Below are 26,030 nucleotides of genomic sequence, written 5' to 3' on the forward strand. Positions count from 1 at the left end.
GCACTATTATTTTTTCATCTGCTCATACTGGCGGGCAGCTTCTTTTGCAATAAGATTGTCTCCCTCCAGGCCGCTGACTTCCTTGAGCACATATAATGGCCCGTGCTCTTTCAGCATCTCCTGGATTTTAACGGCTTCCTCATCTCCCTGGAAGTCGAAATGCAGTGCCGCAGCAATGGCCTTGGCAAGATTTTCGAACGGCAAACCTGCCTTCATTGCCTGTTCTGCAGGACGGACAAGCCTGTCATTCGGCCCGAGCTTCCTTATCGGTGAACGTCCTACCCTTGTTACACCGTCGTTCAGGAAACCGTTCTGGAAACGGCCGATAATTTTCTTGATATACTGTGCATGCTCTTCAGCATCAAGCCCATATTCCTTTACAAGATAGGCGCCAGTTTCCTTCAGCGTCGCTTCAGCCTGTTTGTAGACAGCTTCATCCTTCAGGGCTTCATCAATGGTTTCCTTGCCTGCAAGGTACCCTAGATAGGCGATGACAGCATGGCCCGTATTGACGGTAAATAATTTTCTTTCAATAAAAGGAGCAAGATCAGGAACGATTTTCATTCCTTCTACAGCAGGTATATCTGTTGGTGCTTCGACAACCCACTCATAGTAAGGCTCAACCAGCACATCAAGGGACCCTTGGTTATTCTGGATCGGAACAATCCGGTCTACAGCTGAATTAAAGAAGAATACCCGGCCTTCCAGCTTTCCTGCCGTTTCCTCATCAAGGTTTTCAAGAATATAGCCTTTCAAGAGGTCGGTAGCTGAAATCTGGTTTTCACAGGCAATGATATACAGCTTGTCATCAGTTTTTTTAACTCTTTCAGCAATGCCCTTGGCAATGAGCGGGGCAATGCGCGGCAGGATATTCGGACCGATCGCTGTTGTAAGATACTCAGCCTCACCGATGGCTTCAATGACCTGGCTTTCCTGTGTCATATTATTAAGTCCTGAAACAGAGCTGATCTTCTCTGATGAACCGTTCTCGGCAGCCAGATTGACTTTATATTCGCCTTGTTCATTCAATAGATTGATGATTTCTTCTGCAATATCAACAAAAGTTACATGATACCCTGATTTAGAGAACAGCGCGCCAATAAAGCCGCGGCCGATATTCCCTGCACCAAAATGTACTGCTTTTTTCATAGTTATCATCCCTTTATCAATTGGTTTTGGATATAGTCGAGAAAAATTTCTTCCAGTCTCTTCTTTATAGCTTCCTCACTGCCTGAAGAAAATATCAGCATCGCTTCATCATTTTCAATCAGGCTGGTGCTGATCAGGCTGACGATTTCCTGCTGTCTTGGGCTTAAGCTTTCAGGCGCAAGCATAAGGAGCAGATTATCCGCCTCCATCATCCTGCCATCCATCCCTTTCAGCTGGACTGCGCGGCCGAGCCGTGACACTTGGAAAATCAGCTCTTTTACTGCTTCATGGCGGCAATGGAAAAGAGCCAGCCCTGTTTTCGGTATGCCCAGTCCGCCCAATTTCTCCCGTTCCCTTAAACGGGTGATGACCTTACTGCTTTCGGAAAGGCTTCCCTGTTCTTTTGCACTATGTACCATTTGGGAAACCACTTCCTCATGGTCAGCTGCTTCAGGAAAAAAGTAAAACCTGAAATTGCGGAGGATTTCTTTGATACTGTTTTGAACATCACCAAGGTCAGACAGCATTTGCCCTAGACCGATGCTCCGTTCTTTTTGCTTGGGATAACTGCTTTCGGGCGAAAAGGTGCGGCTGGCTGCCAGCTCACCTATGTGTTTTTGCAGAAAGCCCTTTGCTGCCAGTATATCCTCCTCTTCCAGAAGCGGATTGACGAGGATGTACTCCAAATCTGTGTAAGGCAATCTGACCGTTGAAAAAATGATATCGTAGCTGTTCAGATCTGTTTGCTGTATTTCCTTGATAGAGGAAATTTCGACGGACCGGATTTCCGGCAATTCTTTTTTGATCCTGCTGGCCAGCATTTTGGAGGTTCCAATCCCTGTCGGGCAGATGATGAGTGCATGGACTGAAAGCTGTTCTTCCCTGAGCAGCAGGACAGATCCGAAGTGGAGGGCAATGAATGCTGCCTCATCATCGGGAAAAGATATATCACGGAACTCCTGTTCAAGGCTGTTTTTAACGGCGAGAAAAAGGGCTGGATATTTCTTCTTGATGTCTTCTGTCAGTGGATTATGCATCCCCATATTCTGCCTGATCCTGAATATTGATGTTTCCATATGGGCGAGCAGGCCCTGAAATAGGGAGAAGTCTCCTGTTAAATCTGCATTCAGCTGGGCAGATACATGCTGGATGATATTTTTGACAGACTGCCCGATCATCACACTGTCATAGTGGACGGAATCAGGTGCCTGCAATTTGGATCCTTTCAGTACGATAGCAAGAAAACGGATATCCTGTTCAGCAAGGCAGACGGAAAATTCATCCGCGAGCTCATTGCCCAGGCTGGCAATCAGATTTGCCTCTTCCTTGATGTCCGGAGGTTCGATGAGGTCGTCCTCAATGCAAAAGCCGCCTTCTGTTCTTTGTAGCGAGATGCATAAATGGACCAGGATGCCGATATAGTCGCTGTCAGCCAATCTTGACTGCCCCTTATTGATTCTTCTGCCGGCAAGGCGGTCGGCTGCGTAAAGGAACTTTGACCGGAAATAGTAGAGCACCCTGGGCTTGTTCCAGCTTCCTGCATCAAGGAGGAACAGGCTTTCTATGAGCTCTTCATTAAAATAGATTAAATAATAGTCGGCCAGCGCCTTCCTTATATCAGATTCTTTGCCGGACAGCTCTACCCCTACCCCTCTTTTCCTTCTGACAGAGAGCCGGTAGCTTTCAAGCCAGCCAGCCAATTCATCGAGGTATGCAGTATAGGTCGTCACACTGATGCCGACTTCCTTTGCTGCCGGCTGAAGTTTAAAGGGTTCCCCCTTAAGGAGCTCCAACAGAATCAGCAGCTTCCTTTCCTGTGGAGTCTGGTCTGTCGGAATGGTTTCCGCCATTGTCTGAACAAGCCGGAAAACATCCTCATTCCGCCCGGAAATCACGAGGCCTTCATCGGGCGTCCGCCCAAGCTCAAGCCCGAATTGCCGAAGAACCTTTACAACAGATGCAAGGTCGCGGTGGACAGTCCTGGCACTCACGTTTAAGTAAGAAGCAAGGGTCAGGGCCGTATGCTTGCCGGCCGTCTTTATGATCAGTTCTATGATGCTTTTCTCCCTTGAGGTAATAAACATCTTTATCAGCCCTATCTGCAGACAGATTCTTTTCCGCCAAAAAACAAAAGCGCAAAAAGGCACAAGCTGTGCCTTTCTGCATGTCTTACCGGTCCTTACCCGTTAAGGATACCCATTAACTCTTTGGCTGTTTTCGCCTGGACCATTTTTTCGATGTTTTCCATCTCTGAGCAAGTGACAGCAATGGATGACAGGATTTCAAGATGGGTGCCATCTTTTCCGGCAATGCCGAAGATCAAACGGACCTTCTCGCCGTTAAAGTCTACCCCTTCCGGAACCTGGATGACCGTAAAGCCGGATTTGATGACTTCCTGCTTAGCTGCTTCAGTGCCGTGAGGGATGGCAACATCATTGCCCATATAAGTTGAAGTCATTTCATCACGTTCAATCATGGCTTCAATATAATTTTCACGGACATATCCGCCATCGACAAGCGCTCTTCCGGCAAAACGGATGGCTTCATCTTTATGATTGAATTTCTGGTTCAGGAATACGTATTTTTCCAGCAGCAGATCATTGTTTTCCTGTACTTCCGCTGCAGGCGATTCCTTGCGTTCTTCTGCAGGCGATTCCCCCATCGCTTCAGCTTCCGCATCTTCAGCGATGTCAATCAGTTCTTCTTCTGCAGTTCCTTTCAGCTTGCTGATCAGATTATCGTATTCAGGGCTTGAAAGGAAATTATCCACTGACACATGATAGGCTTCAGGGATTTTATTTTTTGCCCTTGGCGTCAGTTCTTCCTGTGTAATGACTACCTGTGCGTCAGCAGGAATATTGCTGATTGCCGTATTGGTTACATTCACATCATTAAGGCCGGCAGCCCTCACTTTTTTGCGGAGAAGTGAAGCCCCCATGGCGCTTGAGCCCATTCCGGCATCACAGGCAAAGACAATTTTGCTCACATTTTCAGGAAGCTTGCCTTCTGTTGCTGTGAATGCAGAAGCAACTGAGCTTTTCTTCCCTTTCATTTCCTGCATCTTTTGTGCTGCGGCTTCAATATTTTCATCTGACTGCTTGCCTGTTTTTAAAATAAAGGCAGAAGCAATGAACGAAACAGCACCGGCTACAAGGACAGCAGCAAAGTTGGCAATATAGGCACTCGCATGGTGAGGCGTTACTGCCGTGATGGCGAGAATGCTTCCCGGTGATGCCGGTGCGAATAGACCGCCGCCAAGCAGGACAAGTGTGAACACACCGCTCATTCCGCCAAGGATGACCGCGATGAATAATAGCGGACGCATCAGGATGTAAGGGAAGTAAATTTCATGGATTCCCCCAAAGAAATGGATAAGTGCAGCTCCGGGTGCAGATTGCTTTGCGTTTCCTTTTCCGAAGAAGATGTACGCAAGAAGCACACCGATACCAGGTCCAGGGTTTGCTTCCAGCAGCAGCAGGATGGACTGGCCTGTCTGTTTGATCTGTTCCGTCCCAATCGGAGTCAGGACCCCGTGGTTGATTGCATTGTTAAGGAATAGAATTTTTGCAGGTTCAATCAGGATGCTTGTTAATGGCAGCAGGTTTGTTTCTACAAGCCATTCCACCCCGCTGACCAGCCAGCCTGTGAATACATCGACTGCAGGTCCGATACCCGCAAATGCCAATATCGCGAGTACACCGCCAATGATTCCGGCAGAGAAGTTATTGACAAGCATTTCAAAGCCTGCCTTGACCTTACCTTCAATGGCGCGGTCAAAAAGCTTGATTGCATAACCGGCGATCGGGCCGACAATCATGGCTCCGAGGAACATCGGAATATCAGAGCCGACGATGACACCCATAGTAGCTATGGCACCGACTACAGCTCCGCGCTGGTCATGGATCAATTTTCCGCCTGTATAACCAATCAGCAGCGGAAGAAGATAAGTAATCATTGGGTCAACCATTTTGGCAAGGCTTTCATTTGGCCAGAACCCGGATGGTATGAATAGTGCAGTTATCAGGCCCCAGGCGATAAACGCACCGATATTCGGCATGACCATGGAGCTCAGGAAGTTACCGAATTTTTGTACAGCTATTTTTATATTAGGCTGAGCCATTTGCACTCTTCCCTTCTATTTATAGTATTTACTTATCTATGGTAAATGACAGGGAGGCAGGGTTCAACGAAGAAGAAAACTAACTTTGTCGCACACCATTGTGACAAACCTATTGTTTCTCAAAAAAGGCCAGTTATTCTTACAGCTTGCAGCAGAAAAAGCAGACTGAATGAAAATCTTCAGTCTGCTCTTTACAGGTTTATTCAAAAGTTCCTTTGACAATAGCCTGTCCGCCTTCTACTATGGTCCTGCCAAGGGCTATGACGGTATCAATCTGATAATCGTCCGGATCCAGCATGACCAGGTCTGCATCCCTGCCTGCTTCAATCGCCCCTTTATGAGGCAGCTTCAAAATGTCTGCCGGATTTTTGGTTATGACCCTGATTGCCTGGTCAAGCGGGATATCTTCAAGAAGGATGCTGTCACGGACTTCACTATATAAAGAGGATATCTTTCCGACCTTCATGCCGATCAGTTCTCCTGCCTGGTTAAAATCCGGCAGGCTGCCCTGGGCGTCAGAGGTAAAAGTAATCTGTGATATTCCGACCCCTGCGGCAAGCATCCTTTTCAATCCCCTGCTGCATTTAACCTCCCCTTCCTCCTGGAACTTAGGAATGGAGCTGGTTGTAAAATCAACATAGCCCCCCCTTTTGGCATATCGGATGCCCTCTTCAAAGAGGTGGGGATTGCGGTTGATATGTGTCGGGTAAAATTGGCGGAGCGGAATATCAGTCTGTTCCACCACATCTTCAATCAGCTTCAAATGATCATAGCTGTCGCCAACATGGATGTTGACGATCCCGGCTTTGCCTGAAAGCATTCCCCCGATCCGGGCTGCAGATGCTATTTTGGCGAGCTCCTCTACGGTAGGCTGGGAAGAACGGTGATCGCTGATGGCAATTTCTCCTGCCCCGATTATTTTATCAATCAGGATGATATCATCTTCAATTTTCCCAGTGAGTGTCTTTACCGGCACCTGATAGGATCCTGTCTGGGCATAGCAGGTGATTCCTTCTTCCTCCAGCGCCCTTGCTTTGGCAATCAGGCTGGGCATCGTCCTGGTGGTACCATCTGTTCCGATTACGCCCACAATGGTGGTAATGCCTGCCATAGTAGCATCGGTCAGCTGCAGCTCAGGAGTCCTTGTCCGGTAGCCGCCCTCGCCGCCACCACCTATGATATGGACGTGGGCATCAATGAAGCCGGGTACTACCAGCTTTCCCTCTGCCTCTATTATCCTGATATCTGCAAAGCCTTCAGGCAGATCGATATGATCCTTTATATAGCCAATCTTATTCCCTGTAAGCAGTATATCTTTCTTTCCTATATGATCAGGTGCATATACATTCCCGTTTCTGATGAGAGTCAGCAACCTCTTGTCCCCCTCCATGATAAATGCCTCATTATTCAGAATGATTATGCATTTATCTTAAACCTGACTTCACCAGCCGGCAAATCTTATGCCTTATCCAGCAGCTTCTACTGGAAAAATAGAGAAGCCCTGTCATCATTTTGACATGTTTAGACTTCGGGAGCCGGGGTAAATCTCAAGTAACAATAAACGATAAAAAAACAAACAAAAACTATAAATATACTATAAAGGAGAACTGAACCATTATGAAAGAAATCATCTCTACAAACATTAACCTGGATAGACATTTTACAATGAAAGATATGCTTGAAATCTATCAGGCCGCTAAGCAATATAAAGGCAACACAATCATCTATTGCAATCAGAAGTCTGTTGATGCTTCCAATATGCCAAAGCTGGTTTCCTTCCTGCTGACCCAAAAGGCGAATACATCCATTAAAGTGATTGTCGAAGGGGTGCAGGCAAGGAAGCATCTCGCTAAAATCAAGGAAACTTGCGCAAACCGTGTATCTGCATTCAAAAAGGCTGACCAGCCATTAATGACGGAAACCGTTTAATTCCCAGAAAGGCAGTGAACCTATAATGATCCGGACGATTCTTATGATAATCGGCGCCATCGTTGTGATTGGCGCACTTGTAAGCTGGCTGTTCTAACGACAGCAAAAAAAAGAGCCGACCGGCTCTTTTTTATTTTAATCTTCATGCTTTTTCTCTTTCTCTTTCTCTTTCTCTTTCTCTTTCTCTTTTTCCTTATCCCTGCCCTTTAAGCGGTCTTCCCATTTCCCTTTTTCTTCACGCAGCTTTTCCTGCCACTTCTCGGCTTCCTTCCTTAAATTCTCCTCCCATTCTCTGGCCCTCTTCCATCTTTCTTCTTTCTCTTTTTGTTCAATATAATAAGAGATATGCGGAACATTGAAGGATTCAGCATCCTGCCCTTCAAGAGCAGCCGCCATCAGCTCCCGGAAGATCGGGGCCGCGCCTTCACTGCTTGTCGTTGTTAAATAGTGGTTTTCATCTGTATGGTCATAACCGACCCATACAGCACCGGCAAGCTGAGGTGTATAGCCGGTGAACCATTGGTCCTTTACGCCATCTATCCCCTCTATCGGCACCTGGGTCGAGCCTGTCTTCCCGGCCGTCTCCCTTCCAGGAATGCCTGCTGCCTTCCCGGTTCCCTGCTCCACTACCCCCAGAAGCATGGTTGTCATTTGTTCTGCTGCTTCTTTAGAAACTGCCTGCACAGACTTTTCTTCCCGTTCGGCTATTACATTTCCTTGGGCATCTTCGATCTTTATGATTGCATGGGCCTCTTCCCTTACACCGTCATTGGCAAATGCCGCATAAGCACCGGCCATCTCCAGCGGAGACACACCTGATGACAATCCCCCAAGAGCAATCCCAAGATCTCTGTCGCTCTCCTCCAGAGGGATTCCAAACCGCTTGGATGCTTCAATCCCCGCTTCAATGCCGATTTCATTAAGTATCCATACCGCCGGAAGATTAAGCGAATCTTTGACGGCCTCGTACATTGGCACCTGCCCGCGGTACTGTCCATTATAATTGCCTGGTTCATAGCCGCCGAAGCTCATTTTCTCATCTTTTACCTGGTCTGTTGCCTTCCATCCCTCTTCCAGAGCCGGCGCATAAGCAGCCAAAGGCTTCATAGCTGAGCCGGGCTGGCGCTTCAGCTGGGTGGCCCGGTTGAAGCCCCTGAAGACATGCTCGCCGCGTCCGCCGACCAAAGCACGGACACCGCCTGATTCAGGATCCACCAGCACAGCTCCGCTCTGGACGATCTGATCTTCTTTTCCTTGCGGGAAAAGATCATCTCTTTGGTAGATTTCTTCTGCGGCTGCCTGCATTTCCGGATCAAGTTCAGTATAGATCCTGTATCCCTCTGTCAATAATTCATCCTGTGTCAGTCCATATAATTCGATTGCTTCATCCAGAACATGATCAACATAATAAGGGAACTTTCCTTTCAGTGGATCGCCGCCCCTGTCATTGAGAGCAAGCGGCTCTGCTTTGGCTTGTTCAAATTCACTGGCAGAAATATAGTTCTGCTCCTTCATTTGAAGCAGGACCGTATCCCGCCGTTCTACCGCCTCTTCAGGATGGCCGATTGGATTCAGGGCAGAGGGGGCCTTGATGATTCCCGCCAGAATGGCCGACTCGCTTATGGTCAGATCTTCGGCATCTTTGCCAAAGTATTTAAGGGCAGCATTTTTGACCCCCCATGCCCCTTCCCCGAAATAAATCTGATTCAAGTACATCTGAAGGATTTCTTCCTTTGAATATTTCTTATCTATTTCCCTTGCCAGGAAAAACTCTTCCATCTTCCGCTTGTATGTTTTTTCATGGGTGAGCAGCGCATTCTTCGTCAGCTGCTGTGTAATGGTGCTCCCGCCTTCGACCACACCGCCAGCTTTGATATTAGTGAACAGCGCTCTCATAATGCCTTTGTAGTCAATGCCGCTATGTTCATAAAATCTTTTATCTTCTATTGCGACCACGGCATTTTTCAGGCTGTCAGGGATCTGGTCGGCACGGAGGCCTTCATTTTTGCTTGCTGAAATTTTGCTTGCCTGTTCCCCGCTGTAATCGTAAATGACCGTGGGCTGTGACATCCCGTCCTCCAGATTGCTGATATCCGCGTCCTTGCCTTGAAAGTAAAAGAAACTAAGGAAGCCGAGGATCGATGTAGAAGAAAATAAAAGGACGATTTGTAAAATCCGTTTTATTCTATAAATTCGATTTTGTTTATTTCTGCCTTCTCTTGTATTGCTCATTTAATCACAACCTTTATTGAAACTGTCTTGGTGACTTCTTATCATACTGTAAACAATTTTCTTAAAGACTTTTACTCAAAAATGATGGGATATAAACCATAATTATCCTTATTAGCAGTTTGGGCACTTTTATATAATCCGAAAGTGTTCCCCCTTTTATAGGGGTACAAAATTTTGATGCCGCTCAAACAGGCAGGATTCTTTTATCGGAAATATGGGTAAATAGAAAATATTCACAACTCTCCTATTAAGAAAGGATGATGACAATGAACCAATTCAATCGGATTGTAGTCGGCTATGATGATACCGAAGGCAGCAATAAGGCACTGCAGCTTGCCGTTCAGATGGCAAAAGGAAACCCGGAGGCACATGTACTGGTTGCAAATGTCTATGACGAAAAGGTAGAAAACGTAATGACTGATAATGAAAAGAGAGTGGAGCCGGTAAGAACAAACGGATATATGCTGGAAGGGATCCAGATTCCGCCTATGTCGATCAGGCATGATGATCCCAACCCGCCAACACACGCCATTATCTCAAACAGCGTGGATGACGCATTCTATAAAGCCAAACAGGAGCTTGAACCCCATAATATCCAGGCAAAATATGATTCTCTTGACGGCAGCCCTGCAGAAAGCATCTGTGATTACGCTTCGGCAGAAGGAGCCGATCTGATCATTGTCGGAAACTCCGGCAAAGGCGGGCTGAAGCGGATGTTCCTGGGAAGCGTCAGCAGCAACATCGCCAAACAGGCTCCGTGCCCTGTGCTGATTGCGAAATAATCATTTCCGGCTCATACAAAAAACGCTAAGATACCCAGTATCTTAGCGTTTCTTTCTCTCTCCATTCACAGGCACAGTCAGGGTTACTTGTCCGCATCTGCCCCTCTTGCAATCTCGAAAAAACGCTCTTTTGATTCTTCTTCATCAAAACTGCTGTAGACTCTGTACAGGTCTTCATCTATAATCCGGAAATGCTGGCTGATGATATTCTGCTGAAGCATAAATCTGCCTCTTTTTTCGACCTCTCTCCACCATATTTTGCCTCCAAGGGTTTTTTCTTTACGATAATCAATACCTTCCCTTGCAATGGTTTCAAGCACTTCAAGCGGTTCGTTTCCAAATAGAAATTGCACGGTTTCGGTTTCACGGAACAGGGCACAGACAGCCACTACTGTGGACCAGCCCGCATAAGCTCTGCCCTTTTCAATCTGAACAAGTGTTTTTTTGGAGATCCCGATAATTTCCGCCATCTTATCCTGGGTATAGCCTGCCTCTGTACGAATAAGGCGGAGCTTTTCTGAAACCTTCATGATAATCTCTTCTCGTGTCAATATTCGCGCCACCCTTTTCAAGTGTAATATTACACCAATTCTAACACATTATAAAAGCAGGTATAACTTTTATATTTATGAATTTGATAAATGCCTGTACTTTTTTATGCCCTTCACCATTCAGATTAAACTGAGGCTTTTTTAATAGGACACACCAGCCATCCAGTATTTTACATAAACTATCATAATTTTACACTTTGTCATCCAATCCCCGATCTTTCGATAAATTTCTGTAAATTCCCAAGAAAATTCCGGAGGATTTATCCCATTATAGGCGAATGTTATTACAGCAAGGTTAATAGTCAAAAAGATAGGCGGAGGGTAAAATGTTATCACTATCAAATCAAAAGCTGCTTGACTTTCTTGAAAGAGAGAAGCATATTCTTCTGGAGCAATGGAATAAAGAGATTGTCTTAACAGAGACAGATCCTTTCAAAGATTATATAAGAGAAAACGGTGAAGCCATGTTCAGCCTGATCTTGACCAGTTTGTCCAAGTCAGAACAGGATCTGGATGTCTATCTTCAGCAGCTCGCCATCAAAATTGCCTCTCAGCGTGTAAAGGCCAATATCAACATCGGCGAATTTGTCTACAATGTAAATATGGGCCGTTCCATCATCTATAAAAATCTCAACCGGGTTGACGTCCACTGGGATGATCTGCAGAAATGGATTGACAGGATCAATGTATGTTTTGACAAATTTCTTTATTATGCTGTCAGCCATTATACAGATGCCAAGAATAAGATCATTGATGAAAAAACGGAATTCATCAATTCAACCCATAAAGACCGCCTTACTCTTCTGGGACAAATGACATCCAGCTTTATACATGAATTCAGGAATCCGCTGACTTCCATCCAGGGTTTTGTTCAATTGCTTAAAGCTGAAAACCCTCCCATGAATTATTTAGATATCATTTCAAATGAGCTTGAACAGCTCAATTTCCGTATCTCGCAATTCCTGCTATTATCCAAGAAGGAGCTTATCGGAAAGGAAAAAACTACCTTCAACCTGAACAGTTTGGTTGAAGAGGTACTGATTTTCCTGTATCCAAGCATATTGGATGCCAAAGTCCGTATTATAAAGGAAGTCGATGAGAGCACCCATCTTTGCGGCTATGAAGATGAAATCCGCCAGGTGCTTATCAATATCATCTTTAATGCCATCGATGTCTTGAACCCCTATAGGGAAGATCCGCTCATTGAAATTATCTCATTCATGACTTCAGACTCTTATGTACGGCTCGAAATCAGAAATAATGGCCCGCAAATACCTGAGCATCTGCTAAGTTCCATTTTTGAACCTTTTGTTACGACCAAAAAACTGGGAACCGGGCTGGGACTTTTTGTCTGCCGGGAAATCATTGAAAAGCATAAAGGCTTCCTTTCCTGTGAATCAGACTATGATCAAACCATTTTCAGCATGACTCTGCCTCTGCATACCGGCGAAAGAGCAGCAGATTCCGGCTGCGAATAAATGAAAGAAAATTTACGCTGCTCCGCTTTCCTGTGTATGATTGGATTGTCAGGCAATGCTACCGGATAATTCAAACTTTAGAAAAAAAGGGGGGCGAAGATTTGTTTACACTAGAAGTTGATAATGAAATCCGGCTTCAGCTGTTTCAGCTGCATCATGCCGACGAGCTTTATGGTTTGGTGGACGGCAGCAGGAACCATCTAAGGGAATGGCTTCCCTGGGTAGACAGCATGACCTCTCCCATGCAATATCACAGCATCATCCCTTTGTGGCTGAAGCAATTTGCCGAAAACAATGGCTTCAACACTGGTATAAGGTATAAGGGGATACTGGCAGGAGCCGCCGGCATCCACCAAATTGACTGGGCAAGCAGGCAAATGAGCATAGGCTATTATCTGGCCGAAGGATTTCAGGGGAAAGGAATCATGACAAGGACAGTCCAGGCAATGATCAATTATGCTTTTAATGACCTGCGTTTGAACCGGATTGAGATCAGATGCGGGATCAGGAACCATAAGAGCAGGGCTGTCCCTGAGCGGCTGGGGTTCACACAGGAGGGAATCATCAGGCAAGGAGAGTTCCTTAATGGGCATTACCACGATCTGGTGGTTTACGGGCTTCTAGCGGAAGAATGGAAATATTAATCGGCAAAACAAAAAGCCAGCAATGCTGGCTTTTTCCATTATCAAATAATCCTCCGGCCTATCTGGGACAGCGCAAAATAGATGCCGTGCTGAAGGGTCTGGAAGCAATCATATTTCGAAAGCTTGATGCCGGACTGAGTGATGGCCACTCCCAGTTCAGCTGATATGCCGACAAGGATGGTATCTGTGCCGATGAGTGATGCGGCAGATCCAAGCTTATGAATGAAATCACCTGTAAAATTGCTGATATCATTATCAAGTCCGGTCAGATCGAGGACAAGATATTTAGCCTGGTATTTAGGCAAGTTGTTCAAGGTCTTTGTCAGCAGATCTTCTGAACGGCTCTCATCATATTTTCCGATCAGCGGTACAACCACAATGCCTTCCAAAACCGGAATGATTGGGGAAGACAGCTGCCTGACCAGGTCATGCAGCTCCATCGTCTGTTCTGCGACAAGTTCCTCAAGACTCCGTATTTGCTCGGACTCTTTCCTTCTGGAAAGCTCATGGATGTTGTGGGACACCGTTACATCAGAAGGAAAATACTTGACTTCGGTATAGTCATGGCCTTCTATCTGGCTGGCTGCTACTTCATACCAGATATTCTCCCCAAACAGCCCGGTAAAAATCCCGGCATAATGGGCAGGCAGGAAGGTTCCGCCCGTTTTTTTATTTTGGGCAAGATTGATTTTATGTTCCCACGTATCCTGCAATTGCACCGTAACTGTTTTTGCCTCTTCATCAAGCTCTGTTACAACGGTTTTTCCCCAGCCAGCAGACGCGTAGGTGTTGGGAATCAGCTTTGTTGCATCTTCAACAGATACAGTTTTAAGTTTTTCGAAATACTCTCCGACCACCTGTCCCATCCGGTAGCCTGTTGTCTCCAGCACCACGCTGGCTGCTTCTTCACCGGAAATTTCCTCAATGGTGTCAAAGAAAGTCTTCATCGCTGAATTGATCCAAAATAATACGGCGTCTTCCCCTTCAAAGATGAACTGGCCATTATTGAAATCCCACTGGAAATCGAGGCCATGTACATTAATAGAAGGTTTGCTGTCCGGCAGTTCATTTAACTTCATTGCTCTACCCCTTATCTTTAATACATATCAAGAATAGTCAGAGATTATTTCTTACTATCCTGGTTTCTGCCATTTCCTATACTATAAATTTATACTTTAAATGGGACGATGTCTAATTTTCTGCAGGGAATAGCAGTTTAACCTTTGCTGCAGGCGGGAAATAAAAGAGAAATCCATAGAAAAGGTGCATGAAAATAATGAATGATAAAAATCTCCGGATGATACAGGAAGAATTACCCGGCTTTGCCGATGTGCTTAAGCATGCCTTTGATAAAGGCCAAAGCGAGGCTGAGCTGACAGTGAACGACCTGCTGGCAGACTTGAGGATCCAGCTGCAGCCGGTCATTCAGCGCCAGCAAAAATAGATCATGGAGGACAGGCTGCCGGAAACATCCGCAGCCTGTTTTTTCATTGGAAATTTCAAGCTCTTCCACATGGTTTATCCCTCTGCAAAAGGCTTTGCCATAAAGCCGGGATTTTATTAGGAATATACTCACTTTGATACAAGACAAGCGGCTTCCCAGGATGTCCTTCTTTTTAAGAACTGCCGCTGAATGGGCCCGAATCAGCACAGAAGACCAACGAGCCTTTGGAACAAAAAAACCGGAGAATTTACGGTGTAATTTTTTGTATTTTCCGATAAATTGATTCATAATTGTTCATAAGCTGTATATATTCTCATAAAATAAGAGTAATCACTCCATTTCAACCGCAACGTTTGACTGTACGGTTTAAGTTACCGTATAATTATGGTTAATTTTATGAAAATATACATCTTGTTTTTTGAACAGCCAAACCATCATAATGAAGAATTTAAATCTGATACCGAGGTGATAAGATGGGGCATTCTATCGCATTGGTGAACTAGCAGCGATTGCAAATGTATCAAAAAGAACGATTGACTATTATACTGCATTGGGCCTGATAAAGGCTGAAAGATCGAAATCGAATTACAGGCTTTATTCTGAAGATGTGCTCCTTGACCTTACATTCATTGAAGAATGCAAAAAACTGCACATCCCGCTTGAAGAGATTAAGAGAAAGCTGGAATTGAAGAAAGATGGGAAAGCGGCATCAGGGACCGTCGAGAAGCAGATTCTTGATGTTACACAGCAGATAAGGCACCTTCATACAGAGATTTCCTCCCTCCTTCCGCTCATTCAAAAGCTGGACGGGGAAGAAAAAAACAACATCTCCAAAAAGCTGAGTACGGAAGGGTTGGCTTTGATCCAGTCTCTTAAAACCTTAACAAGCTAAAATATTTTTGTATTATCAGGAGGTGACTCCTTACTCGTTCACGCGGGATAAGGAAACTTATTGGACATATTAAACTTGGTTATTATAGCCATTTTAATTGCTTTTACGGCATTTTTTGTCGCTTCGGAATTTGCGATCATCAGGGTGAGAAGCTCAAGGATTGACCAGCTTATAGAAGAAGGCAGCAGTTCTGCACTTGCTGCAAAGAAAGTGATTACAAACCTGGATGGCTATCTGTCCGCCTGCCAGCTTGGCATTACCGTGACCGCGCTGGGAATTGGGTGGCTCGGGGAACCAACAGTCGAGCATATTTTAAGGCCGGTGCTGACGAACCTCAGCATCCCGGAATCTGTATCACATATACTTTCTTTTTCTATTGCTTTTGGCTTCATCACGTTCCTCCACGTAGTGATCGGGGAACTTGCGCCAAAGACTCTCGCTATTCAAAAAGCTGAATGGATTACGCTTGCATTTTCCCGTCCGCTGATCGGTTTCTACAGAATCATGTACCCTTTCATCTGGGCGCTGAATGGCTCTGCACGCTTAATCACTGGCTTCTTTGGATTAAAGCCGGCTTCCGAGCATGACCTGGCACATTCTGAAGAGGAGCTGCGCATCATTTTATCCGAAAGCTATAAAAGTGGTGAAATCAACCAGTCTGAGTTTAAGTATGTAAACAAGATATTCGAGTTTGATAACAGGATTGCCAAGGAAATCATGGTCCCGCGGACGGAAATCGTTTCGCTTGCCAAGGATGATACGCTCGAAACCTTCCTGCAGCTCGTCCATGACGAAAAGTTCACAAGGTATCCGATTATCGATGGAGATAAAGACCATATTATCGGGATGGTCAACATAAAGGAAATCATCACTGACTTCATCAAAGACCGGGAAATAACCTCCAAGACGCTTGAAGCATATACACGGCCGATTATCCGGGTCATCGATACGATTCCGATTCATGACCTTCTGGTGAAAATGCAGAAAGACCGGATCCATATGGCCATACTGATGGATGAATACGGCGGGACTTCAGGCCTCGTGACCGTCGAAGATATAATAGAAGAAATCGTCGGCGACATCCGCGATGAATTTGACAATGATGAGGTCCCCATGGTCCGGAAAATGGATGAAGGGCATTTCATCTTTGATTCCAAAGTTCTTGTGAGTGAAGTGAACGATCTCCTTGGACTAGAAATTAATGATGAAGATGTGGACACAATGGGCGGATGGATCCTGACAGAGAACTATGAAGCGAAGCAGGGCGATACGATCCATTTTGACTCCTATGACTTCACCATCCTTGAAATGGAAGAACATCATATCAAGTATATCGAAGTAAAGAAACTCCAGGAACAGGCTGAGCCGGTCGAACAGCAGACTGAGCAGATTATGCTGGCTAAGTCGGAGGTCCTTTCCTAGAAAAAAAACCTTTCCCAATGCGGGAAAGGTTTTTTGTTTGGTTTATTGGGAAATTGTGAAAAAGGCTGGTCACGTGAGCACAGCTGGCTTTTCTTTTGCCTGGGTATGTATCCCACCGGTCTCTCGATCATGACCCAGGCTTTTTTTCGGCTGTTCATGTATCCCAGCTGGTCTTTCACATACATGACTGGGGTTTTTATGGCTGATCATGTATCCCAGCTGGACTCTCACATACATGACTGGGCTTTTTTTAAACTTGTCATGTACCCCAGACGGGCTCTCGCATACATGACTGGGCTTTTTTTCGACCACTCATGTATCCCAGACGGGCTCCCGCATACATAACTGGGCTTTTTTCCGGCTAATCATGTATCCCAGCTGGACTCTCGCATACACGACTGGGCTTTTTTTCGACCACTCATGTATCCCAGACGGGCTCCCGCATACATAACTGGGCTTTTTTCCGGCTGATCATGTATCCCAGCTGGTCTCTCGCATACATGACTGGGCTTTTTTCCGGCTGGTCATGTATCCCAGCTGGTCTCTCGCATACATGACTGGGCTTTTTTTCAACTTGTCATGTACCCCAGACGGGCTCCCGCATACATAACTGGGCTTTTTTCCGGCTGGTCATGTATCCCAGCTGGACTTTCGCATACATGACTGGGCTTTTTTTCGACCACTCATGTATCCCAGACGGGCTCTCGCACATGACTGGGCTTTTTTTCAACTTGTCATGTATCCCAGCTGGTCTCTCGGATGCATGACTTAGCTTCCCTTCGACTGTTCCTGTTCCCCAGCCGGACTCCCGGATGCAAGCCGCAGCAAAATATGCCCACTATCACCCTTCGCGGAGTCAACGTCACACCACTTCATTTCGGAAAACTGATCCTAAAGAGTGTCCCTTGATTTCTTTCGCTTTCTACCTCAATTTCCCCATTATGAAGCTGGACGAGCTGTTTGACGATGGAAAGGCCGATCCCGAATTCTCCGAAGGTGCTGCTTGTCCTTGACAGATCGGCTTTATAGAAGCGGTGCCAGATCGATTCAATTTCCCCTGGATCGATGCCGATCCCAGTGTCTTCTATCTCAATGACAGTTTCTTCATTCCCTTTCCGCCCTCTCAGCCATACAGTTCCCCCATCGGTGAATTGGATGCTGTTCTTGACAATGTTGATGATGATTTGGATGATGCGATCATAATCTGCTTTTACATATAGCTCCTCATCTGCATCAAGCACGATTTCAATCCCTTTTTCTTCAGCCTGGATATCAAGCTGCTCCTTGACTACTTCAAACAGATCCAGTACCTGGATATTGCCGATGTCCAGCTTGATCTGGTTGGAGCGGATCTTCTCATAATCAAGATTCTCATTCACAAGCCTGATCAGCCTTCTCGCTTCACGGTCAATCAAATCCATGCCCTTTTGCTTTTCCTGCTCAGGTATGAGATTGTTCTTCAGGCCTTCTGCCATGCCGCTGATGGTCGTGAGAGGCGTCCGCATTTCATGTGATACATCTGCAATGAACGTTCTCCGCCTGTTTTCAAGCCGTTCGATTTCTTCATTGGATGATCTGAGCTTTGCGGCCATATGGTTGAAATCTTCTGCAAGCTCCCCTATTTCATCAAACTGGGTGTTTTTGATATTAACATTATAGTCCCCCTTGGAAATCATCGAGGTCGCGTTCCTCAATTCTTTAATGCGTTTGAGAAGATTTTTGGACAGCACCCAGCTGAGGAGGATTGTCGCGGTCAGACTGATGACAATGGTATACAGCAGGAATTTATTCAGCTGGCTGGCCATCTGGAGTGCACCGCTAATCGGCGACATGAGGAGAATCCCCCCTGTCATTCTGCCGTCATGCATATATGGTATAGCTACAAGGGTCACTTCCTGCTCAAACCGTTTGATGTCATGCTTGATTGAGATTGAATGACCGCCGGCAAGCCTTTGCCGCTCCTCTTCTGTGAATAATAAACTGAGCCCCCTCGTCTGGGGATAGATGACACCGTAATTTGCATCAAATAGATAATAATTGATATTGCGCGCCCTCAGCAGCTGACTGTACTCTTCCAGAAACCGCTCATTGCCCACCGGCCTGACAGAAAGCTCCTTCAGCACCTGTTCGCCATATGCATTCAGCTCCTCCGTCTTGTTTTGAAAAACATAATTTTGGACGAACTGGGTAAAAAGCAGGCTCAATAACAGGAAAGCCATGATCAGGATGCTGATATGGCTGATCAGAAGCTGATAGAAATATTTAATTTTCACCTGCGGCCTCCGATTCATCAAATTTATAGCCTATTCCCCATACCGTATGGATGAACGGCTGGGATGTGGTGCCGATTTTTTTGCGCAGGCGCTTGATATGCACATCGACTGTCCTTTCATCCCCATAAAATTGATATCCCCATACCCGGTCGAGGAGCTGCTCCCTGGAAAAAACCTGCCGCGGGTTTTTGACAAAATAATAAAGCAGGTCAAATTCCTTTGGCGTAAGATTATTCAAAGGCTGGCCTTTGTAGAGCACTTCTCTCGTATCCTTGCTGATTTTGAAAAACTGGCTTGAGATATAGTTTGCTTCTTCCTGCTTGGAGGAATCAGCCTGATATCTTCTTGTAACAGCCTTGATCCTGGCCATAAGGGCAAGCGGACTGAATGGCTTTGTCACATAGTCATCCGCTCCCATCTCAAGGCCGAGCACCTGGTCTGATTCACTGTCTTTCGCTGTCAGCATGATAATGGGGACTGTGCTCAATTCCCTGATTTTCCGGCAGAGTGTAACACCATCCATGACAGGCAGCATCCAATCGACGATGACAAGATCCCATGATTCTTTATTGAATGCATCAAAGCCCTCCTGGCCGCTGTGGACAAACCTGCCTGTATAGCCTTCTTTCATAAAAAACATTTCAAGCATCGAGCAGACACTTTCATTATCTTCAACTACCAATATTTTCATCTTCAAACACCATCCCCGGACAACCGCCCGTTAATATAATGAGACTCTGCAGCACATCAGTACAGACTGCAGCCGAATCTCTGATAAAACGATAGAAATCAGGATGCTTTCAATGCTGGACATCCTCCCTGTACTTCCGGGCTTTTATACTCATATTAAACCAAAAAATTCTCCATATCCAATTCCTCAGCCCGTGTGGAATCTTTCGCCTTCCATTATGGTGCAGGAGAGCCACACCTGGAGAATGTATCAGAGTTGTTTCCAGCTTCGCCAATTAGATAAAATAAATGTATTGCTGTAAAATCCTGCATCCCGCATTAAGAACAGAAATATGTTACACTGATTAACATTAAGAACCCAGACTTTCAATACTTTTATTTGTTTCCTTTATAAAGCCCTTAAAATATAATTATATTAACACATTTTCAACGCTGAACTCCCACCTTCCACAGATTTGGCACAGGAGCACCAGCGAAGGAACAGCCGACAGAACTTCCTTGCCACGCGACCAATATTTATCGAAGAAGGTGGTCATAATGGAACAATACGCAAAACAGCTTACTGATGCCCTGCTGTCAGGAGACCAGGATGAAGCATGGGAGATTATATATGGCCAGCACAAACATTCAGCCAATACACTTGAAATTTTTGAAAAGCTGATTACCAAATCCATGCAGCGTGTCGGCGAGCTTTGGCAGAATGACGAAATCTCCGTTGCCGATGAACATTTAGCCACCACAACATGTGATTTTGTGCTTTCGCGGTACAGGCATCAGGTTTCCAGGGAAGTCCATCCGAAAAAAGGAAGGAAAGCGATGTTTTTCTGCCTTGAAAATGAACAGCACTTTCTTGGCTTGAAGATGGCAGCCATCATCTTTGAGGAAAAAGGATGGGAAACAAAGCTGCTGGGCCCGAACGTTCCTTTAGAGAAAGGAAAAGAGTCGGCAGAAGAGTGGCAGCCTGATGTAATAGGACTGTCCTTCACCATGATCAACCATGCCGAGAAGCTTTCCTTTTATGTAAAAGAACTTGAAAGCCTTACGCACTCGCCTGCGGTATTTGTCGGGGGCCGGCTGCTCAAATATTACGATTTTACCAGCCATTGCTCCAGCAAAACAACGCTGTTGAAAGAGCTCATAGACATTGAGCAGTGGATTCCAACTTTACCTTTTGGAGAGGAATTGAATGCAAGATAATAAGCTATTGCCCCTGCCCTATTTTAAAATAAATGAAAAACTTGATATACTCGAAAGCTCTGCTGAGACAGCCAGCTTGTTTCTGCCTGCCGGAAATCTGCTGGAGCTGATTGATGATGAAAGTGCAGAAAAAGCGAAGAATGTCCTCCTGAATAAAAAGAAGAAGCGGACAGAGCTGAATATGAAAACCCACTCTTCCCCTTTTGCTTTAGTTACAGTGCATATCAGCTGGAACGGGGATACTGCCCACCTTCTGCTGATTGAGGAAGATGATAAGATAAATATTCTTGCCGGCCAAGTGGAGAAGCACAGGCAGCGGCTTGCTGAAACTAACCTGGACCTGCTTGAGAGCAAGGAAAGCGCTGAAAGATCATACAGAAAGGTGCTTGAGCTTTCCAGCCCTTTCATCCATATATCAGACGAACTTGTGCTCATCCCGCTCTTTGGAGAGCTCTCGGAACAGCTGATCAACCAGAATAAAGATCGGCTGCTTGACATGCTGTATGATTCAAATGTGAATCGTATTTTAATTGACTTCAACGGTGTCGGCAGCATCTCGCGTGACGGACTGATCCTTTTCCAGCAGCTCCTTTCCCAATTCAGTCTGCTGGGTGCAGAATCCGTCCTGATAGGCATCAGCCCTGAGCAGGCAAAATTCATCCACAATAATTTCCCTGGGCTTGAAGCCAAATATATCAATAGTCTTCATAAAGCTATAAGAAAAGGATTATAAGGAAAAATTAGAGGAGGACCTCAGTGAAGCCCTCCTCTCAATATTACTGCTAACCTAGGAAATGGTGTGTTAACTTATGAAAAAGCAGAAATCAAAGGCCCGGACATGGCTGACTACACTGAGAAAAAGAAAAAGAATGACACAGGAGGAGATTGCTTCTAAATCCTTCATTGACAGGGCGTACTATGCACAGATTGAGAATGGCGACAGAAATCCCAGTGAAGAAATCAGACAGAAAATAGCCGGCATCCTTGACTTTCACCCTTCCACTTTCATTCTTGCAGACGAGAGTCCCTTCCGTTTTGCTATGGAGCAGGCCCCCATGGTCATCGCCCACTGCGATCTTGATTTAAGATATACCTGGCTATTCAATCCTCATGCTGACTTTTCTTCAGAAGAGTCGATTGGGATGCGCGATGATGAGCTGGCCGACAACAGCGGGACCCGGGCGCTTATGCAGCTTAAGCAGAAAGTGATTGAGACCGGAAAGAGTTTTCGTGAGGAGATTACATTTCCCCTCTCAGATGGAGAATTGACCTATGTCGTTTTTGCCCGCCCTTTACTGAACGGTGAAGGCAAAATTATCGGTGCAGCCACCGCCTCCACAGGAATCTCCTCGACAGACGCCGATACATAAAAAGGACGATGCTCAAAAAGCGTCGTCCTTCTGCATGCGGCCCTTAAATCCACTCTGATATTTGTTCTACGGCAAGACGGTTGGTTGGCCGTCCCGGCTTTGCTGCTTTTCCGACAGTGATCAGCATGATCGGGACATAACGGTCTGACACACTGAACTCCTCAATAAATGCCTGCACATTAAAGCCGCCGATCGGGCACGTATCCAGGCCCTTTGCTTTTGCTGCCAGCATCAGCTGCATGGCCGCCAGTGAAGCATTGCTGAATGCTGCATCTCTGGCTTTACTTTTATCTTTATAAGCTCCCTCAACCTGCTTGATGAGAATCTGCTTGATTTCTTCCGTCATAAGGCCGTCAGAAACATCCTGGCTGAAGACCGGTTCAGCGTTTTTATTGGCCTCCAAATCCCCCAGCACGGCAAAAACAGCTGAGGCCTCCACGATTTGCTGCTGGTTGTAAGCGATCGGCAGCAGGCGCTGCTGTGCCTCCCCACCATGAAAAACAAGAAATTTCCAATGCTGCAGATTCCATGCTGACGGCGCTTTTGCCGCCAATTCAATAAGCTCTTCCACTTCACCCTTCGTAAGCTTGCTTTCTGGGTCATAATTTTTAACGGACCTGCGCCCGGCTGCTATTTCAAAAAAATCTGCTGTCTGCTGTGCCATTAAGTTCCACTCCTAAAAAAGAATCGAGTTCATACAACCTCGATATTATAATGAGAAAATATTTACCGTCAAGCAACTCCACTTCAGACAGCGGCAAAATATAGCAATAGAGACCGCTCACAGCGGCCCCCTTACTATATCCAGGCAGCATGCTCCCTATTCCCATCAGGCAAGATAGACGAAATATGCCAGAAAGGCCACGAACAGCCCGTACATGATTGGGTGGATTTCTTTTCCTTTTTTCAGGGCAAGCATGGCGGCCGGATATAATATGAAGCCTAATGCAATCCCTGTTGCAACACTGAAGGTGAGCGGCATCATAAGGATTGTTACAAACGCAGGTATGGCGATTTCAAGCCTGGTCCAGTCAATCAGCCGCACTTCGGATGCCATAAGGGCCCCCACAATGATAAGGGCCGGAGAGGTTACTTCAGCCGTAATGACACCGAGCAGCGGCGAAAAGAACAAAGCAATGGCAAAACACCCGGAAATGATGACAGAAGTGAATCCGGTCCTGCCCCCAGCCGCAATACCTGAACTGGATTCAATCATGGATGCTGTCGTGGAAGTTCCGAGGACGGAACCAACAACCGTAGAAGCAGAATCAGCCAGAAGCGCCCGGCCGGCATTTGGGATTTCGTTATTTTTCATCAGTCCCGCCTGGCTCGCGATGGCAATCAGGGCTCCTGCGGTATCAAAGAAAGCAACGAACAGGAATGTGAAGATGACGGCAAGCATTTCCGGCGTAAACACCTGATCCAAATGCAAGAACACTTCCCCGAAGGTCGGTCCGAGGCTTGGGATAGGCCCAACCACTTGCGTTGGGGACTCAATCACCCCAAAAATCATACCCGCAGCAGCAGAAACGACCATTCCATAAAAGATTGCGCCTTTTATGCCCTTTACAAGCAGGATAACAGTAAGGATGAAACAGAAAACTGCCAGAAGGACAGCAGGTGATTTCAGATTGCCGATCGATACGAATGTTGCTTCATTTCCCACAATCAGTCCGGCGTTTTTCAGCCCGATAAAAGCGATGAAGAAGCCGATTCCCGCAGCAATGGCATGCTTCAGGTCCCCTGGAATGACATTAATGATTTTTTCGCGGATTTTCAGGAGACTTAAGATAACAAACAGCACACCAGATACAAATACGCCTGTCAAGGCTGTCTGCCAAGGAATTCCCATCCCGATGCATACAGAAAAAGTAAAGAACGAATTCAACCCCATGCTTGGCGCTATCCCGATAGGATAATTGGCAAGCAGGCCGATCAAAAGCGAACCAATGATGGCAGAAAGAGCTGTAGCTGTGAAAACAGATCCTTTATCCATCCCGGATTGGCTCAGGATAATAGGATTGACGATCAGGATATAAGCCATGGATAAGAACGTAGTGATGCCGGCAACCGTCTCCTGTCTATATGTGGTGCCTCTTGAAGTGAATTGAAAGAAATTGGACATTTGGCTCCTCCTGCAGGAATTATTTTTGAAGTTGTTTCTCTTTAGGCTTATTGTTGTCCAGAACTGAAACAAAAAAAGCCCCGCTTTTACAAGCGAAGCCGCGGCGCAAATATACAGGAAGCCCCAAAAAAGAATACGGGGAAAAGCTTAACCTGTAGACAAGCCATTTACGGCAGCTTGGTAGAAACGTCCAGACCTTATTTCCGGACATATACAGTAATAAATATTTTATGAATATAATGTTGCCATTCTAACAAGCAGAATCCGCAAGCGTCAATTTAAAAATAAATTCAGACTACTGATATCGTTTTCGGGGCCAGCACCGTCCCGTGGTTGAATTTTACAGAACGGCAGTGCATATTCACTGTTAAACCCGGAGCAGAATGGGTATTAAAGTGATAAGGACTAAATTTATAAAGAAAGGAAGGTGCAGAATTTGATCATCGTCTACATCAGTTTAGCCATTTTTGCCGGAGCCCTTATTTATCTCGGCATCAGCGCCTTTAAAATTTATAAGGATTCCAAGCCCGCTATCCAAAACCTGACAGAGACTGCTGCAAGGCTGCAGAAACAGACTGAGAACATTAAAACTCAGACAACTGAGCTCACGGCTCACCAAAAGGAAATTCAGCAGGATATCCAGGCGAAAAAGGAAAAAGTCAACCATGTTGTTGTACAGGCAAAACAAACTCCAAAGCTGTTTAAAAAGCTTTGGACGAAACGCATCCCTTATGTGAACAAGTTTAATTAATCCATAAAAAAAGGAACCTCCAAGGTTCCTTTTTTTATGCTTCAGTTGAAGGAAGCGGCAGCCTTCTTCTTTGCCCGTACTGTAGGGCTTACGCGCTCCCGGTGATAGATAGCATTGATTTCTCCGCCTACCACAAGGGTAAGACCCGTCAGATAGAACCAGAGCATAAGCACGATGACTCCCCCTAGGCTTCCATAAGTACCTGAGTAATTGGCAAAATTGCCAATATAGATGGAAAGTCCAAGGGAGATCAGCTGCCAGATGACGGTTGCTGCAATCGCCCCCGGTATAACATGCTTGAAAGGATAATGCTTATTCGGCGCCAGCTTGTAGAGGACAGAAAGTACAGCCGCTATGACGATTATGGCGACAACCCATCTCAGAACCGAAAACAGGATTTGCATTTCATCCGGGATATTGATGAAAGATTGGACAAGATCCAAAATTACATTTCCGAATACCGGGAGAACCAAGGCAACGATCAGTGAAAAAATAAGGCCGAGTGTAAGGCCGATCGAAATGAGTCTTGCCTTGATGAAGGAACGGGTCTCCTCGACGTCAAATGCCTGATTCATCGCCCGTATGAAAGCCTGCATCCCGTTGGATGCCGACCATAATGTACCAATAATACCGAAAGTCAGCAGGCCGCCGCTTGGCTGTGTCACTATGTTCACGACATTTTCTTCAAACACAGCTGCGGTTTCGGAAGGCATGACGGTCTGCAGAAAGGAAATGGCCTTTTGCGGATCAATATTCAGATAAGGAACGATGGACAGCAGCAGAATGAGGATCGGGAATATGGAGAGCATATAATAATATGCCTGTTCAGCTGCGAGTCCTGTTGCCCTGTCATCTTTTATTTCCTTTCCAAGTTTTTTTAAATACGCTATCATTTTTTTCATTTGTGATTCATCAACTCCTGCCAGCCCGCTTAAATGGGGATTATGATTTATTGTCCTTTTCCCTCTAATGCCGGCCGCT

General features: G+C 45.8%; 23 protein-coding genes and 1 riboswitch. Of the genes, 11 read left to right on the forward strand and 12 right to left on the reverse strand.

From position 1 onward, the window contains the following. Nucleotides 1–6: 6 nt before the first annotated feature. From ABU165_RS12065 to iadA, 4 genes are all read right to left on the reverse strand, one after another. Nucleotides 7–1,149, reverse strand: a complete 1,143-nt coding sequence (locus tag ABU165_RS12065; RefSeq protein ID WP_318060196.1) for a mannitol-1-phosphate 5-dehydrogenase — start codon at nt 1,147–1,149, stop codon at nt 7–9. 5 nt (nt 1,150–1,154) lie between these two features. Further along, nucleotides 1,155–3,233: a BglG family transcription antiterminator gene (locus ABU165_RS12070; RefSeq protein ID WP_318060195.1), complete on the reverse strand. Its 2,079-nt coding sequence runs from the start codon at nt 3,231–3,233 to the stop codon at nt 1,155–1,157. A 95-nt stretch (nt 3,234–3,328) separates the two neighbouring features. Next, nucleotides 3,329–5,269: a PTS mannitol transporter subunit IICBA gene (locus ABU165_RS12075; RefSeq protein ID WP_129613569.1), complete on the reverse strand. Its 1,941-nt coding sequence runs from the start codon at nt 5,267–5,269 to the stop codon at nt 3,329–3,331. A gap of 199 nt (nt 5,270–5,468) precedes the next feature. Further along, nucleotides 5,469–6,641 (reverse strand): beta-aspartyl-peptidase, encoded by a 1,173-nt coding sequence (gene iadA / locus ABU165_RS12080; protein WP_224949907.1) that lies wholly within the window; start codon nt 6,639–6,641, stop codon nt 5,469–5,471. A 245-nt stretch (nt 6,642–6,886) separates the two neighbouring features. Between iadA and ABU165_RS12085 the strand changes: the two genes are divergently transcribed. Continuing rightward, the gene (locus ABU165_RS12085; protein ID WP_009795126.1) at nt 6,887–7,198 is read left to right on the forward strand and encodes an HPr family phosphocarrier protein; all 312 of its coding nucleotides are present in this window, start codon (nt 6,887–6,889) and stop codon (nt 7,196–7,198) included. A gap of 135 nt (nt 7,199–7,333) precedes the next feature. Here the strand turns inward: ABU165_RS12085 and ABU165_RS12090 are convergent, their stop codons facing one another. After that, a complete protein-coding gene (locus ABU165_RS12090; RefSeq protein ID WP_318060193.1) occupies nt 7,334–9,430 on the reverse strand; it encodes a transglycosylase domain-containing protein in 2,097 nt (698 codons plus the stop codon). 266 nt (nt 9,431–9,696) lie between these two features. On the opposite strand from ABU165_RS12090, the gene ABU165_RS12095 reads away from it, so the two are divergent. After that, complete coding sequence (locus ABU165_RS12095; protein WP_022543549.1) at nt 9,697–10,212, forward strand: universal stress protein; 516 nt, start codon at nt 9,697–9,699, stop codon at nt 10,210–10,212. Between the two features lie 83 nt (nt 10,213–10,295). Here ABU165_RS12095 and ABU165_RS12100 read toward each other — a convergent pair whose 3' ends face one another. After that, nucleotides 10,296–10,763, reverse strand: coding sequence for a helix-turn-helix transcriptional regulator (locus ABU165_RS12100; RefSeq protein WP_035403123.1), 468 nt, complete (start codon nt 10,761–10,763; stop codon nt 10,296–10,298). Nucleotides 10,764–11,089: 326 nt separating this feature from the next. On the opposite strand from ABU165_RS12100, the gene ABU165_RS12105 reads away from it, so the two are divergent. Both ABU165_RS12105 and ABU165_RS12110 read left to right on the forward strand, forming a co-directional pair. Next, nucleotides 11,090–12,241, forward strand: a complete 1,152-nt coding sequence (locus tag ABU165_RS12105; RefSeq protein ID WP_129613566.1) for a histidine kinase N-terminal domain-containing protein — start codon at nt 11,090–11,092, stop codon at nt 12,239–12,241. Nucleotides 12,242–12,342: 101 nt separating this feature from the next. After that, entirely contained in the window at nt 12,343–12,885 is a 543-nt protein-coding gene (locus ABU165_RS12110) for a GNAT family N-acetyltransferase (protein WP_101551024.1), read from the forward strand. Nucleotides 12,886–12,926: 41 nt separating this feature from the next. Here ABU165_RS12110 and ABU165_RS12115 read toward each other — a convergent pair whose 3' ends face one another. Then, complete coding sequence (locus ABU165_RS12115) at nt 12,927–13,964, reverse strand: STAS domain-containing protein (RefSeq protein ID WP_101551026.1); 1,038 nt, start codon at nt 13,962–13,964, stop codon at nt 12,927–12,929. Between the two features lie 197 nt (nt 13,965–14,161). Between ABU165_RS12115 and ABU165_RS12120 the strand changes: the two genes are divergently transcribed. From ABU165_RS12120 to ABU165_RS12130, 3 genes are all read left to right on the forward strand, one after another. Then, on the forward strand, nt 14,162–14,329 hold the full coding sequence (locus ABU165_RS12120; protein ID WP_022543547.1) for a YwzD family small protein: 168 nt from the start codon (nt 14,162–14,164) through the stop codon (nt 14,327–14,329). A 490-nt stretch (nt 14,330–14,819) separates the two neighbouring features. After that, nucleotides 14,820–15,221, forward strand: a complete 402-nt coding sequence (locus ABU165_RS12125) for a MerR family transcriptional regulator (RefSeq protein ID WP_083783130.1) — start codon at nt 14,820–14,822, stop codon at nt 15,219–15,221. 60 nt (nt 15,222–15,281) lie between these two features. Beyond that, complete coding sequence (locus tag ABU165_RS12130; protein ID WP_022543546.1) at nt 15,282–16,643, forward strand: hemolysin family protein; 1,362 nt, start codon at nt 15,282–15,284, stop codon at nt 16,641–16,643. Between the two features lie 872 nt (nt 16,644–17,515). Here ABU165_RS12130 and ABU165_RS12135 read toward each other — a convergent pair. Together ABU165_RS12135 and ABU165_RS12140 are read right to left on the reverse strand one after the other, a co-directional pair. Beyond that, nucleotides 17,516–18,916 (reverse strand): sensor histidine kinase, encoded by a 1,401-nt coding sequence (locus tag ABU165_RS12135; protein WP_022543545.1) that lies wholly within the window; start codon nt 18,914–18,916, stop codon nt 17,516–17,518. Continuing rightward, on the reverse strand, nt 18,906–19,607 hold the full coding sequence (locus ABU165_RS12140) for a response regulator transcription factor (protein WP_009795111.1): 702 nt from the start codon (nt 19,605–19,607) through the stop codon (nt 18,906–18,908). The genes ABU165_RS12135 and ABU165_RS12140 overlap by 11 nt, the downstream gene beginning before the upstream one ends. A gap of 536 nt (nt 19,608–20,143) precedes the next feature. Here ABU165_RS12140 and ABU165_RS12145 point away from each other — a divergent pair. From ABU165_RS12145 to ABU165_RS12155, 3 genes are all read left to right on the forward strand, one after another. Beyond that, nucleotides 20,144–20,803, forward strand: coding sequence for a cobalamin B12-binding domain-containing protein (locus ABU165_RS12145; protein ID WP_101551030.1), 660 nt, complete (start codon nt 20,144–20,146; stop codon nt 20,801–20,803). Then, entirely contained in the window at nt 20,793–21,536 is a 744-nt protein-coding gene (locus tag ABU165_RS12150) for an STAS domain-containing protein (RefSeq protein ID WP_318060192.1), read from the forward strand. The genes ABU165_RS12145 and ABU165_RS12150 overlap by 11 nt, the downstream gene beginning before the upstream one ends. 76 nt (nt 21,537–21,612) lie before the next feature. Beyond that, nucleotides 21,613–22,173 (forward strand): helix-turn-helix domain-containing protein, encoded by a 561-nt coding sequence (locus ABU165_RS12155; RefSeq protein ID WP_009795108.1) that lies wholly within the window; start codon nt 21,613–21,615, stop codon nt 22,171–22,173. A gap of 43 nt (nt 22,174–22,216) precedes the next feature. On the opposite strand, the gene ABU165_RS12160 is transcribed toward ABU165_RS12155, so the two are convergent. Both ABU165_RS12160 and ABU165_RS12165 read right to left on the reverse strand, forming a co-directional pair. Beyond that, nucleotides 22,217–22,837: a nitroreductase family protein gene (locus ABU165_RS12160; protein WP_009795107.1), complete on the reverse strand. Its 621-nt coding sequence runs from the start codon at nt 22,835–22,837 to the stop codon at nt 22,217–22,219. Nucleotides 22,838–23,002: 165 nt separating this feature from the next. Then, nucleotides 23,003–24,298 (reverse strand): NCS2 family permease, encoded by a 1,296-nt coding sequence (locus ABU165_RS12165; RefSeq protein WP_318060190.1) that lies wholly within the window; start codon nt 24,296–24,298, stop codon nt 23,003–23,005. 135 nt (nt 24,299–24,433) lie between these two features. Continuing rightward, a riboswitch (purine riboswitch) is annotated at nt 24,434–24,535 on the reverse strand. Between the two features lie 199 nt (nt 24,536–24,734). On the opposite strand from ABU165_RS12165, the gene ABU165_RS12170 reads away from it, so the two are divergent. Further along, on the forward strand, nt 24,735–25,049 hold the full coding sequence (locus tag ABU165_RS12170) for a DUF948 domain-containing protein (protein ID WP_022543543.1): 315 nt from the start codon (nt 24,735–24,737) through the stop codon (nt 25,047–25,049). 41 nt (nt 25,050–25,090) lie between these two features. On the opposite strand, the gene ABU165_RS12175 is transcribed toward ABU165_RS12170, so the two are convergent. Beyond that, nucleotides 25,091–25,951 carry a YihY/virulence factor BrkB family protein gene (locus ABU165_RS12175; RefSeq protein WP_094768457.1) on the reverse strand — a complete coding sequence of 287 codons (861 nt, stop codon included), beginning with the start codon at nt 25,949–25,951 and terminating at the stop codon, nt 25,091–25,093. Between the last annotated feature and the right edge of the window lie 79 nt (nt 25,952–26,030).

It is taken from the genome of Cytobacillus sp. T106 (genome assembly GCF_040492155.1).
In the GTDB taxonomy this organism is placed as follows: domain Bacteria; phylum Bacillota; class Bacilli; order Bacillales; family Cytobacillaceae; genus Bacillus_AB; species Bacillus_AB infantis.

What these genes read in the sequence shown, in the direction of transcription:
- ABU165_RS12065 (WP_318060196.1), bottom strand. Translation starts at nt 1,149, where the DNA reads ATGAAAAAAGCAGTACATTTTGGTGCAGGGAATATCGGCCGCGGCTTT.
- ABU165_RS12070 (WP_318060195.1), bottom strand. Translation starts at nt 3,233, where the DNA reads ATGTTTATTACCTCAAGGGAGAAAAGCATCATAGAACTGATCATAAAG.
- ABU165_RS12075 (WP_129613569.1), bottom strand. Translation starts at nt 5,269, where the DNA reads ATGGCTCAGCCTAATATAAAAATAGCTGTACAAAAATTCGGTAACTTC.
- ABU165_RS12085 (WP_009795126.1), top strand. Translation starts at nt 6,887, where the DNA reads ATGAAAGAAATCATCTCTACAAACATTAACCTGGATAGACATTTTACA.
- ABU165_RS12090 (WP_318060193.1), bottom strand. Translation starts at nt 9,430, where the DNA reads ATGAGCAATACAAGAGAAGGCAGAAATAAACAAAATCGAATTTATAGA.
- ABU165_RS12095 (WP_022543549.1), top strand. Translation starts at nt 9,697, where the DNA reads ATGAACCAATTCAATCGGATTGTAGTCGGCTATGATGATACCGAAGGC.
- ABU165_RS12105 (WP_129613566.1), top strand. Translation starts at nt 11,090, where the DNA reads ATGTTATCACTATCAAATCAAAAGCTGCTTGACTTTCTTGAAAGAGAG.
- ABU165_RS12115 (WP_101551026.1), bottom strand. Translation starts at nt 13,964, where the DNA reads ATGAAGTTAAATGAACTGCCGGACAGCAAACCTTCTATTAATGTACAT.
- ABU165_RS12120 (WP_022543547.1), top strand. Translation starts at nt 14,162, where the DNA reads ATGAATGATAAAAATCTCCGGATGATACAGGAAGAATTACCCGGCTTT.
- ABU165_RS12140 (WP_009795111.1), bottom strand. Translation starts at nt 19,607, where the DNA reads ATGAAAATATTGGTAGTTGAAGATAATGAAAGTGTCTGCTCGATGCTT.
- ABU165_RS12145 (WP_101551030.1), top strand. Translation starts at nt 20,144, where the DNA reads ATGGAACAATACGCAAAACAGCTTACTGATGCCCTGCTGTCAGGAGAC.
- ABU165_RS12150 (WP_318060192.1), top strand. Translation starts at nt 20,793, where the DNA reads ATGCAAGATAATAAGCTATTGCCCCTGCCCTATTTTAAAATAAATGAA.
- ABU165_RS12155 (WP_009795108.1), top strand. Translation starts at nt 21,613, where the DNA reads ATGAAAAAGCAGAAATCAAAGGCCCGGACATGGCTGACTACACTGAGA.
- ABU165_RS12160 (WP_009795107.1), bottom strand. Translation starts at nt 22,837, where the DNA reads ATGGCACAGCAGACAGCAGATTTTTTTGAAATAGCAGCCGGGCGCAGG.
- ABU165_RS12165 (WP_318060190.1), bottom strand. Translation starts at nt 24,298, where the DNA reads ATGTCCAATTTCTTTCAATTCACTTCAAGAGGCACCACATATAGACAG.
- ABU165_RS12175 (WP_094768457.1), bottom strand. Translation starts at nt 25,951, where the DNA reads ATGAAAAAAATGATAGCGTATTTAAAAAAACTTGGAAAGGAAATAAAA.